The 12,670-nt window shown below is 47.6% G+C and carries 8 protein-coding genes; 4 read left to right on the top strand and 4 right to left on the bottom strand.

Annotation, left to right across the window (positions count from 1 at the left end):
* Positions 1 to 150 precede the first annotated feature (150 nt).
* The 4 genes from A3K86_RS05655 to lrp all read right to left on the bottom strand — a co-directional run bounded on the left by A3K86_RS05655 (position 151) and on the right by lrp (position 6,473).
* Positions 151 to 1,491 (bottom strand): replication-associated recombination protein A, encoded by a 1,341-nt coding sequence (locus A3K86_RS05655; protein ID WP_068328910.1) that lies wholly within the window; start codon positions 1,489 to 1,491, stop codon positions 151 to 153.
* A 130-nt stretch (positions 1,492 to 1,621) separates the two neighbouring features.
* Complete coding sequence (gene lolA, locus A3K86_RS05660) at positions 1,622 to 2,221, bottom strand: outer membrane lipoprotein periplasmic chaperone LolA (RefSeq protein ID WP_068330247.1); 600 nt, start codon at positions 2,219 to 2,221, stop codon at positions 1,622 to 1,624.
* 61 nt (positions 2,222 to 2,282) lie between these two features.
* Entirely contained in the window at positions 2,283 to 5,570 is a 3,288-nt protein-coding gene (locus tag A3K86_RS05665; RefSeq protein WP_084406521.1) for a DNA translocase FtsK 4TM domain-containing protein, read from the bottom strand.
* A 408-nt stretch (positions 5,571 to 5,978) separates the two neighbouring features.
* A complete protein-coding gene (gene lrp, locus A3K86_RS05670; RefSeq protein WP_007467256.1) occupies positions 5,979 to 6,473 on the bottom strand; it encodes a leucine-responsive transcriptional regulator Lrp in 495 nt (164 codons plus the stop codon).
* 157 nt (positions 6,474 to 6,630) lie between these two features.
* Here lrp and ald point away from each other — a divergent pair, with 157 nt between their 5' ends.
* From ald to cydC, 4 genes are all read left to right on the top strand, one after another.
* The gene (gene ald, locus A3K86_RS05675) at positions 6,631 to 7,752 is read left to right on the top strand and encodes an alanine dehydrogenase (protein WP_068328916.1); all 1,122 of its coding nucleotides are present in this window, start codon (positions 6,631 to 6,633) and stop codon (positions 7,750 to 7,752) included.
* 297 nt (positions 7,753 to 8,049) lie between these two features.
* Entirely contained in the window at positions 8,050 to 9,012 is a 963-nt protein-coding gene (gene trxB, locus A3K86_RS05680) for a thioredoxin-disulfide reductase (RefSeq protein ID WP_068328919.1), read from the top strand.
* A gap of 151 nt (positions 9,013 to 9,163) precedes the next feature.
* Complete coding sequence (cydD, locus tag A3K86_RS05685; RefSeq protein ID WP_068328921.1) at positions 9,164 to 10,936, top strand: heme ABC transporter permease/ATP-binding protein CydD; 1,773 nt, start codon at positions 9,164 to 9,166, stop codon at positions 10,934 to 10,936.
* Positions 10,929 to 12,650 (top strand): heme ABC transporter ATP-binding protein/permease CydC, encoded by a 1,722-nt coding sequence (gene cydC / locus A3K86_RS05690; protein ID WP_068328923.1) that lies wholly within the window; start codon positions 10,929 to 10,931, stop codon positions 12,648 to 12,650. Before cydD ends, cydC begins: the two co-directional genes overlap by 8 nt.
* Positions 12,651 to 12,670: the final 20 nt, after the last annotated feature.

The raw sequence follows: 12,670 nt of genomic DNA on the forward strand, positions 1-12,670 counted from the left end.
AAATGCGTGTTATTAAGGCAATCTTGCCTTAATACCTTTTTTGCGTCAGTTAAGTGAAAAATACGGGCAAATAATAACCACAAAATACCAACATGACGCCTGCACCAGTGCAACTGGTGACTGTCGTTTAACGATACCCAAAAAGCCCTATTATTGGTAGCGCTTTAATGTGCTTTTTGCGTCTAACGTAGCAAGATAATCCAACTTTTCGCCAATTTTGGTTTCTAAGCCACGATTTGTCGGCTGATAAAAGCGTGTTCCATGTAATTCAGGCGGGAAATAACTCTCCCCTGCGGCATACGCGCCAGGTTCATCATGGGCATAACGGTACTCGGCACCATAACCTAGGTCTTTCATCAATTTGGTCGGTGCATTACGTAAATGCGGTGGTACTTCGTAATCAGGCGTATTTTTCGCCATCTGTTTTGCTTGGCTAAACGCGGTGTAAACAGCATTACTTTTTGGTGCGCAAGCTAGGTACACAATTGCCTGCGCAATCGCACGTTCGCCTTCGTAAGCCCCGACACGGGTAAAGCAATCCCAGGCAGAAACCGCAACCTGCATCGCACGCGGATCAGCATTACCGACATCTTCCGAAGCAATCGCTAATAAACGGCGAGCAACATACAGCGGATCACATCCCGCTTGTAACATGCGAGCAAACCAGTACAAAGCACCGTCTGGGCTTGAGCCCCGAATCGACTTATGCACTGCTGAAATCATGTCGTACCACAAGTCGCCTTTGTTATCGAAACGGGCAATTTTTTCCCCAGCCACTTCAGCCAACAATGGCAAAGTCACTTGTTTGATGCCGCTGGCATCTTCTTCTGCCATGTCGATCAACTGTTCGAGGTAGTTTAGCGACATGCGTGCATCGCCCCCGACCAATTCAGCTAATCGCTCTTTGACGTCATCCACAAAGGCGACATTCGTTTCTGTAACACCACGCTCTTGGTCGGTAAGTGCTTGCTCGATCACCGCTAAAATATCGTCTTTATCTAACGATTTGAGTTTATACACCCGCGCTCGCGATAACAGTGCGTTATTGAGCTCAAACGATGGGTTTTCGGTGGTCGCGCCAATGAAAGTGACAGTACCATCTTCAATATGGGGTAAGAAGGCGTCTTGCTGGCTCTTATTAAAGCGATGAACCTCATCCACAAACAAGATAGTGCGACGCCCTGCAAGCTTGTTTTCACGTGCTTTATCAATCGCAGCTCGAATATCTTTAACACCAGAGGTAACTGCAGACACGCGCTCCACTTCCGCTTGAGCATAATTCGCCGCCACTTCAGCCAAGGTTGTTTTCCCTGTGCCCGGTGGTCCCCACAGGATCATTGAATGCAAATGCCCCGCTTCAAGTGCTCGGCGCAGCGGTTTTCCTTCGCCTAAAATATGGCGCTGACCAATATATTCCTGCACATTGCGCGGGCGCATACGTGCTGCCAGAGGGCGAAAATCAGAGGCAAAATCCAGACTTAAATTACTCACATTAACCCCTTATCCCTCAATGCAAAAAAACAGTGAGGATATAACAGAAAAGGTGACCAACAAGGTCACCTTATAGATTCATTAATGGCTATTACTAGCCATGAGTGTCGAGGTTGACTCAGCAAACAACTTAGTTACGCTGATCGTCCAACTCAACACCTTGTGGCGGCGCAAAAGTAAACTGAGCTGCTTTTGGCTCGGTGTTTTTAAACTGACTGAAGGTAAACTGGCTTTTTTGACCATCTTGTTCAATCACAGAGAAATTACGTACCACCCCAGATTTAGCCACAGTGATAACAAACTTACCCATGGTGCTATTCGCCGCTTTGGGCGTTAAGGTGAAAGTATCTACCGTTTGTGCCACATCGTAATTAGCCCAATCCGTTTGGCTATTACGCGTCAGCAACACAAATGGGGTTTGCTCGGTCGCATCTTTCAGCCACATCGCCGTTACTTGCTCGATAAACGGGTTGTAGTACCACAAGGTTTTACCGTCGGAAACTAGCAAGTTTTCATCTGGGGTTTCGGTATTCCAGCGAAACAGATTTGGGCGTTTGATCGCCATATCCCCTTCGCCTTCCACTAGAAGTTCACCTTCAGGACTTACCACTTTTTGCGCAAAGTTAGCGCTAAACGCATTCACTTTATCAAGACGAGCACTGAGCTCTTGCTGTGGGTTTGCCCACACTACCGAAGCAAAAAATAAAGGCGCAATCGCAAGGTACTTCATTAATTTCATTTTTATCATCCTTCACCTTCATTACAGAAAGTTGGGTCATTAATTTGTTTTATTAGTCACGCGGTGGTGGCGGTGGTGCCAACACTTCACGATTACCGTTATGGCCTGGAGGACTAACGATGCCGTGCGACTCAAGCTGCTCAACAATACGAGCAGCACGGTTGTAACCAATTTTAAATTTACGTTGTACGCCCGATACCGAACCACGACGAGTTTCGGTCACAAATGCCGCGACTTGATCAAATAGCTGGTCAAGATCGTCATCGCCACCCACTGGCGTCTCGCCCGGTAGTAGACCTTCAGCACCTTGGTCAGCATTCAAAATCCCATCAATGTATTGCGGCTTCGCTCGCGCTTTCCAATCATTTACAACGTTATGAACATCATCATCCGAGGCAAACGCACCGTGAACACGTACCGGATGGTTTTGACCCGCAGGTAAGTACAGCATATCACCCATACCGAGCAATGATTCTGCGCCGCCCTGATCCAAAATGGTTCGCGAGTCGGTTTTGGTCGACACTGTAAATGCCATACGGCTTGGAATATTGGCTTTGATCAAACCTGTTATCACATCCACCGATGGGCGCTGAGTTGCCAGTACAAGGTGAATACCAGCCGCACGCGCTTTTTGCGCCAAACGAGCAATTAACTCTTCAACCTTCTTACCAACAACCATCATCAGATCGGCAAATTCATCGACGATCACCACAATGCTTGGCATTTTCTCTAGCAATGGTGGATGTTCATCCATGCTATCGCCCGGTTTCCAAAGAGGGTCATAGATTGGGTGCCCAGCCTCCGCCGCCTCTTTTAGCTTAGCATTGTAACCAGCAAGGTTACGGACGCCGACACGCGCCATTAACTGGTAACGACGCTCCATCTCACCCACACACCAACGCAGCGCATTGCCTGCATCTTTCATGTCGGTAACCACTTCGGTCAACAAATGTGGGATACCTTCATAAATAGAAAGTTCCAACATTTTCGGGTCAATCATGATGAAACGACAATCTTCCGGCTTACATTTGTACAGTAAGCTCAAGATCATGACGTTTACACCTACCGACTTACCAGAGCCTGTGGTACCCGCCACCAGCAAGTGTGGCATCTTGCTCAGATCAGCAACTACGGCTTCACCGGCAATGTCGTAACCTAATACAATCGGTAACGCCCCTTTCATTTCCTTGAAACGATCACTGTCGATCACTTGCGACATATAAACCGTTTCACGGTTCAGGTTCGGCAGCTCAAGACCGATGTAAGGTTTACCCGGAATAACCTCAACCACACGCACCGCAGTGGTCGATAGTGCACGTGCCAAGTCTTTCGCTAATCCAGCAATACGGCTAACCTTCACCCCTGGCGCTAAGTCTAGCTCGTAACGGGTGATGACAGGCCCAGGATATACGCCAACCACTTTGGCTTTGATTTTATAATCAGCCAATTTAGTTTCGACTAATCGCGCCGTTGCCATTAACTCTTCTTCGGTTGCTGGCTGTACGTTTTGTCTCGCTGGCGCAAGTAGGTCTAGTGTCGGCATTGGTGACGTCGGCACAGGTAAATCAGGGTCAGACTGCATTAGGAACGGGTTATCTAACCCTGCCATATGCGCTTGTTCTTTTTGAGCATCACGAATGCGCTTCAAGAAAGCTTCTTCATCGCTAACTTCAGCTTCACTCTCGGCAGCCGTAATTAACTCACCTTCTGCGGCATTATCAGCTTGCTGAGCACGCTCTAACTCAGACATGCCATCATGCACGCCAATTTCAATATTCTCGGAGTCGATTGTCGATGATGCCACGTTTGAATCTGACGCTAGATCAGCTTCAACTGGCGCAAAGACTGCACTTTGTTCAGCAGGAGATGCAAAGTCTGGCTCAATGTTATCCAGCAAAGGTTCAGCTGGCACTTCGCCCCTTGTTTCAGCCTCAGCTTCTATCGAAGTTTCTAACTTATTCTCGTAAACAGGCTCTTCAACTGTCGTTGTGACAGAAGTTTGCGCTGCTTCTACTGACTGAGCCTCTGGGCTTACTGTAGATTGTGTACTTGCAACTGCGGCCTCTTGCACAGGTTCTTCTATTACTGACGTCATGGCGATACTTGGTTCATGCGTCGCAATTTGGTCAACATCTTCGACCTTCACCATAAGCTCAGACTCAACCTGAGGCTGTCGTTGTGAGTGTGGCTGTGGTTGTTGTGAAACGGCTGGTGCCGCCTCTTCTTCCACATACATGGTGAAGTTTTCATCTTTATCCAATTGCTGTTCAAGTTCAGCAATCGTCATTCCTTTCGCTTGGGCAGTTGAGGTTACTTCAACCGCAGGTGTTGGTACTGGCGGTAGCGCCGCCGCAGGCGAGACTTCCGCTGTCTCAGCAGGTGCTACCGTTGCCACAGCAGCGGTCGCAGGCATAGGTGTTGATGTGGGCGCTGAAACTGATTCTGGCGAGCTCGCTGGACGATTTATCACAATTCGAGGTAAATCTTCTTCAGCATTGTTTGCAGGCGAATTGCTTGCTATTGCTGGTTCAGCTTGAGCTTGAGAAAAGTTGTCTACCGCTGGCACTGCTGACGGACGACTATTCGATGCTAACAACACGTCATCGGCATCAGGAATACTGTTTTGAGCAGCAAATGGATTATTCGCTTCTGCAAATTGCGGCTCGGTAGCTGGCGTTGCGAATGGCTCGTCTTTAGCAAATGAAGTCAGTGTTTCCGACTTATCTGCACGCACTTTATTTAGTAGCCATGCCATAGAACCTAGGGTGCTCTCACCTAAGGTGTCCACAATCGTTAACCATGAGATACCCGTAAACAAGGTAAAACCTACCGCCCACAGGAACATCATGATCAAGGTGGTTCCCAAGATATTAAATAACGGTAGTGCCATATTCGATACCACATCACCAATCACCCCACCGGATGAAAAGTACCAGATATCATCGAAATTCAAGTCGGCAAGGCTACAACTCGTTAAAAAGAGGATCAGCATCCCTAGCAGGCGGGTGCCGTAAATCATGAAGTCGAGTTGCTCACGCTCGCCACGACGGCGAAATAACACCCACGCAGCCAATAGAACAGCAACCGGAAGGAAATACGCAAGCGATCCGAAACTAAAGAACAAGCTATCAGCAACAAAGGCACCGAATGCCCCAGCTTTGTTTTGAACAGGCCCTTGCCATGCGGTTTGCGACCAAGATGGGTCGGCAGGGTCGAAACTAACCAACGCCACCATCATATAAATTGCAGCGAAGAGTGCGATAATTAGAAAGCTTTCCAGTAAGCGCTGGCCACCACTTAATCGGGTGATCGCTGACTGTTTGCCTTTAACCTTCCTCAAAGAAAACTCCGTTGTTATACATGCTCAGGCGCAAACTACCGACGAAAACACGCATCTGCAGAAGTTCGTCATAATATTGCACGCTTTATTCACTCTATTTATTGCCGTCAATACGAGTAAGTCAGCCTAAGCGAAAAACCGATACTAATAGGATGTTATACCAGAACTTCCCTCACGAGGTAAAAACACTGGATAACCGATCAGTCTATTGTAATCGTTTCTTTGCCAGAAAAGGGCATAGAATTGTTAAAAGAGAGGGATAATTGATGAAAATTAAACCAGTTAACATAATATCGACTGCAAAGCGGCATCAATATCACTGTTGGTTGTAAGCGACAGAAACAATTCAAGCGACCGAAGTCGCTTGAATATAATTCGAAAATTTAATTCGAAACCGTGTTGGCAAACTTAACGAGTTTTAATCACAAGATTGTTAGTTTGCTTCACTTCTTCCATCACCACGTAAGTACGAGTGTCGTTCACACCAGGAAGACGAAGTAGCGTCTCACCCAGCAACTTACGGTATGCAGACATATCTGATACACGTGTCTTCAATAGGTAGTCGAAGTCACCTGATACTAGGTGACACTCTTGAATGTCTTCTAGCTCTTGTACCGACTTATTGAATTGTTCAAATACATCCGGTGCACCACGATTCAAGGTGATTTCAACAAACACCAATAGAGATGCGTCAAGGAATTGAGGATTCAGCAAAGCCGTGTAGCCACTGATGTAGCCTTGGCGCTCAAGACGACGTACACGTTCTAGACACGGTGTTGGTGACAGACCTACACGTTTAGACAGCTCAACGTTCGAGATACGGCCATCTTTCTGTAGTTCATTCAGAATGTTACGGTCAATGCGATCCAATTCCTTGGATGGTTTCTTTTTGGTATCTACCATTTTTTATTCCACCTTCTTACTTCCTTGCAAAAAAATATACTACATCTTTCTAATATTTAGAATCAAATACTCTGGTAGTCAAACTATACTGCGATTAGATCTGCACTAACAACCTTCTCAATAGCACTTCCCACTAGCCTATCTATGGAGGAGCAGGATGATCATTGGTGTACCCAAAGAAATCAAAAACCACGAGTATCGCGTCGGGCTTACCCCTGCCAGTGTCCGCGAGCTAGTCTCTCTCGGTCACTCAGTATTAGTGGAATCTAATGCTGCATGTGGGATCGGATTTAACGATACCGACTACCAAGCTGCAGGCGCTTCCATAATTTCTACGGCTAAAGAAGTTTTTACCAGATCAGAGATGATTGTCAAAGTAAAAGAGCCTCAAGCAGTAGAAAGAGCTATGCTTCGCGAAGGACAGATATTATTTACCTACCTTCACCTTGCCCCTGATTTTCCGCAAACCAAAGAACTTATTCAAAGCAAAGCCATTTGCATCGCTTACGAAACAGTAACAGATAAATATGGCAGATTACCACTATTAGCGCCTATGTCTGAGGTCGCTGGCAGAATGTCCATCCAAGCAGGAGCCCAAACACTAGAGAATTCTAACGGTGGACGTGGTCTTTTACTTAGTGGTGTGCCGGGCGTTGCGCCCGCCAATGTGGTCATTTTAGGTGGTGGTGTAGTTGGTTCAAACGCGGCAAGAATGGCCGTTGGTATGCGCGCAGATGTAACGATTTTAGATCGAAACATTGATACGTTACGGGCGCTCGATAGTGAGTTCCAAGGGCGAGCAAAAGTGCTTTATTCCACTCGCGAAGCCATCGACCAACTCGTCCCCGAAGCGGATTTAATTATTGGTGCGGTGCTGATCCCTGGCGCTGCGGCACCCAAGCTAATTTCAGCTGAGCATATAGAGAAAATGAAGTCTGGCTCGGCGGTGGTGGATGTTGCCATCGACCAAGGTGGCTGCTTTGAGACCTCGCATCCGACCACACATACCGACCCGACTTTTGTTGTCAATGACGTGGTGCATTACTGTGTCGCTAACATGCCGGGCGCGGTTGCCAGAACATCAACTTTCGCTTTGAACAATGCCACCCTTCCCTACGTAATTACCATAGCGCAAAAAGGCTATAAAAAAGCCTTGTTGGAAGATGATGGGCTTCTTAAAGGGATGAACGTTATGTACGGCAAAGTAACTTATAAGGAAGTCGCCGATGCGTTTAATTTGCACTATACCGACCCAACCGTAGCTATAAGTATGCATTAAGTTATAACCAAATATTCTAGTTAACCCTGCTCACATGAAATGATTTTGACGTTATCAGCCATCAAGCAAAAGAAAATAATGTGAGCTCGGTTAACTTAGTACGCCACACCTTGCACAAGCTATCAAAACCATACTGCTTTCGTGGTTATAGACACAGCGAACACTTGTCTAGCTTATTGATAGTTTATATCTATTGATAGAATCGATAACCAGTATCATTCTGCCCTTTCCTTACACCCACAATTTACCTACAATCGAGCTCCATATAAGAATTATCTCATTCAGCCTGGAGAAGAAATGAGTAACGTAAGACACTGTAATCTACTCATCCTTGGTTCTGGCCCTGCGGGTTATACTGCAGCTGTTTATGCAGCACGCGCAAACCTTAATCCAGTGATGATCACCGGCATGCAGCAAGGCGGTCAGCTAACAACGACAACTGAAGTTGAAAACTGGCCTGGTGATGCTGATGGCCTAACAGGTCCAGCACTCATGGATCGCATGAAAGAACACGCAGAGAAGTTCGAGACAGAGATCATTTTTGATCACATCAACGAGACCGACTTCAGCCAGCGTCCATTCCGCCTAAAAGGCGACAATGGTGAGTACACGTGTGATGCATTAATCATTTCTACCGGCGCATCAGCAAAATACCTAGGCTTGGAATCAGAAGAAGCATTTAAAGGTCGTGGCGTATCAGCATGCGCAACCTGTGATGGTTTCTTCTATCGTAACCAAAAAGTTGCGGTTGTCGGTGGCGGTAATACTGCGGTCGAAGAAGCGCTTTACCTATCAAACATCGCATCTGAAGTTCACTTGATCCACCGCCGCGATACTTTCCGTTCAGAGAAAATTCTGATCAAACGCCTGATGGATAAAGTCGAGAATGGCAACATCATTCTTCATACTGACCGCACCCTAGACGAAGTGCTAGGTGATGACATGGGTGTAACGGCTGTGCGTATTAAAGACACCAAGTCTGACGCAACAGAAACCATCGAGGTAATGGGCGCCTTCATCGCTATTGGCCACCAGCCAAACACTGCGATTTTTGAAGGTCAGCTCGAAATGGAAAATGGCTACATCAAAGTACAATCAGGCACCCAAGGTAACGCGACCCAAACCAGTGTTGAAGGTGTATTTGCTGCTGGTGACGTAATGGATCACACCTACCGTCAAGCAATCACTTCGGCAGGCACAGGTTGTATGGCAGCTCTCGATGCTGAGCGCTACCTCGATGCTCTCGAAGAAAAACAATGATAACAACGTCTTAGGCTGCCTCGCGCAGCCTTTTTCGCTTTATATGGTTTCGGGGAAACCACGACCTCACCTTGTGTGGGGTTTCTTGCTTTTTAAAACCAAGGCAACAACTACCCCGTATTGATAGTGTTGCTTTAAAACGAATCTTTTTATGGATAAACAATTACAACGCGACTTAACCAAGTGGCTGAAATCACAAAGCAAGCTAGCTAAACGCTGGCTCATGCTCAGTGTCGGTCTTGGCTTCGTCTCAGGATTACTTTTGATTGGCCAAGCGGCGCTATTGGCTCATATCCTTCATCAGTTAATCATTGAACACACAGACAAAAGCGAACTTATCGCGCACTTTGTTAGCTTGATCTTAATCGTCGGTCTTCGAGCACTCTGTAGCTGGGGACGTGAAGTGTACGGCTACCGCTGCGGTGAGCAAGTCCGTCTTCATATACGCCAACTAATCATGCAACGCCTTCACAGCCTAGGGCCAGCCTACATCAAGGGGAAACCCGCTGGTGCATGGGCGAGCTTGGTACTAGAGCAAGTTGAAGAGATGCAAGATTTCTTCTCGCGCTACATTCCCCAAATGTCGATTGCGGTGCTCATTCCTTTCGCCATTTTGGTGGTGGTATTCCCGCTCAACTGGGCTGCTGGACTGATATTCCTTATCACAGCACCACTCGTGCCTATCTTTATGGCGTTAGTTGGTCTTGGCGCAGCAGATGCAAACCGTCGTAACTTTAAAGCGCTTCAACGCTTATCGGGGCATTTCTACGATCGCCTTCAAGGTTTAACAACACTTCGCTTATTCAACCGTGCAGAAGCTGAAGCGGAAAACCTCCATGCTGCTTCACATGTACTGCGCAAGCGCACCATGGAAGTATTACGCCTCGCGTTCTTATCTTCTGCAGTGCTGGAGTTCTTCTCTGCCATTTCAGTTGCGATTGTGGCGGTGTACTTTGGTTTCTCATACATTGGTGAACTGAACTTTGGTAACTACGGGCTACCGCTTAGCCTATTCACTGGTCTATTTGTGCTGATCCTTGCGCCAGAGTTTTATCAACCGCTGCGTGATCTTGGTACTTTCTACCATGCCAAAGCGCAAGCAATTGGTGCTGCTGAATCTATCGTTGAGTTCCTTAACGCTGAAGCAGACGAAATGAAGCAAGGTAGCGAAAATCTACCATCACCAGAAACGATTCAAATTGAAGCCAATGCGCTTGAAGTGCTCAGCCCGCAAGGACAAGTGCTGGCAGGCCCGCTTACCTTTGCTATCAATGCTAATGAACAAGTGGCACTGGTTGGTCCTAGTGGTGCAGGTAAAACAAGCCTGCTTAACGCCATTCTTGGCTTCCTGCCTTACAGTGGTAGTTTGATGATCAACGGTGTTGAGCTCAAAGAGCTCGACCATAGCCAATGGCGTCAAGCTATTAGCTGGGTAGGTCAAAACCCAATGTTGGTTCACGGCACTATTCATGACAACATCACCCTTGGCAACCCACTTGCAACTGATGAGCATGTTCGCCAAGTTAGCCAACAGGCGTATGCTGATGAATTCATTGATCGTTTAGAGCGAGGCATACAGCATCAAGTCGGCGACCGTTCTGGCGGCCTATCTGTGGGTCAAGCACAGCGTATTGCTGTTGCGCGTGCCATGCTTCAAAACGGCGCATTTTGGCTGCTAGATGAACCAACAGCCAGCTTAGATGCCAACAGCGAACGCCTAGTGCTGGATAGTTTGGCACAAGCTGTCCGTGGTCAAACAACACTAATGGTGAGCCACCGTCTTGACCAACTGTCGACAATGGATCGCGTGTTAGTGATGGATAAAGGACAATTAGTACAGATGGGGCCGTTCGAGCAACTTCGCCACCAAGGTCTTCTGGCTGACATGCTGGCAAACAAAGATATGAGGGATCTCGATGCGTGATTTACTCCCTTACCTAAAACTTTACCGTAAGCACTGGTTCGGCCTAACCCTAGGCATGCTACTCGGTTTAGGCACCATCCTTGCGGCAATGAGCCTATTAACGCTATCAGGTTGGTTTATTGCAGCGTCAGCGGTGGCTGGCTTAACGATCGCTCGTGAAACCTTTAACTACATGCTACCGGGTGCCGGGGTTCGTGGCTTCTCTATGGCGCGTACTGCGGGACGTTGGGGTGAGCGTGTGGTGAGCCACAATGCGACCTTCAAACTACTTGCTGATTTACGTCTATTTTTCTTCCGTAAACTGACGCCGCTGATCCCGGGCCGTCAAGCAAACCTGCGTGATGCAGACTTGCTAAACCGCTTGGTTGCTGACGTTGACGCGATGGATCACGTGTACCTTCGATTAGTAAGCCCACTGGTCATTGGTATTATTGGCTTAATCACCATCACCGCCTTCCTGTGCTGGTTTGATATGGTGATTGGCCTGACATTAGGCGCAATCTTACTGTGTTTAATGCTCGCCCTGCCTATGATTTTTTACCGCTTAGGCAAAGCAAATGGTGAAACCCTCACCATGGCAAAAGCCAACTACCGAGTAAAACTACTGGATTGGCTACAAGGTCACGCAGAGCTACTGCTGTTTAATGCCGAGTCACGCTACCGTGAACAAGCTGTCAAACAACAAGATGATCTGCTGGCAGCACAGCAACAAATGGCATCACTGACTGGCCTTGCCAATGCCATTTTGATGGCAGCAACAGGCTGGACACTTATCCTCATCACTTGGATGGCGGCTGACGGTGTTGGCGGTAACCCACAAGACCCATTCATTGCATTGGTGGCATTCGCCACTATGGCAAGTTTTGAGATGATGATGCCGGTAGCAGGTGCATTCCAGTACCTAGGTCAAACCCTAACGTCGGCAAAACGCTTGAATGAAATTATTGAAGCAACGCCGGATACCCCGTTTGATCCGCAAGGTCACCAAGCTGACGTGCGCGGCGACATCACAATCGAAAACCTCAGCTATACCTACTATGGTAGCGATCAGCCTGTGTTGAATAACATCAATATTGAGCTTAAAGCGGGTGAAAAACTGGCGCTACTTGGGCGTACTGGTTGTGGTAAATCAACGCTGCTACAGCTTCTGACGCGTAACTGGGATCCACAACAAGGTCAAATTCGCCTTGATAGCACGGCACTGCCAAGTTGGCACGAAGAGTCACTGCGCAAAGCCATTACCGTGGTGAGTCAGCGTGTTGATGTCTTTAACGGCTCGTTACGTGAAAACCTACTGCTTGCCAAACCAGACGCTAGCGATGAAGAACTGGCACAAGTACTTAACCAAGTGGGTCTAGAAGCCCTTCTTGAAGATACAGCACTTGATACCTGGTTAGGTGAAGGTGGTCGTCAGATCTCAGGCGGTGAACGTCGTCGTATCGGCATCGCTCGTGCACTTCTGCACGATGCACCTATCCTGCTATTGGATGAGCCAACTGAAGGCTTGGATCGTCGTACTGAGCAGCAGATCCTGAGCTTGCTAATGGATCATGCGAAAGACAAAACCGTGCTCTTCATTACTCACCGTCTGGTGGGCTTAGATCAAATGGATCATATCTGCTTGATGGATAAAGGCGACATCATTGAACGCGGTCAGCACCACACGCTACTCGCGGAAAATGGTCGCTACGCCGAACTTTGGAACCGTATCTAATCCGTATTGTTAAAGCCATT

It is taken from the genome of Photobacterium jeanii (assembly GCF_001650345.1).
Classification (GTDB): domain Bacteria; phylum Pseudomonadota; class Gammaproteobacteria; order Enterobacterales; family Vibrionaceae; genus Photobacterium; species Photobacterium jeanii.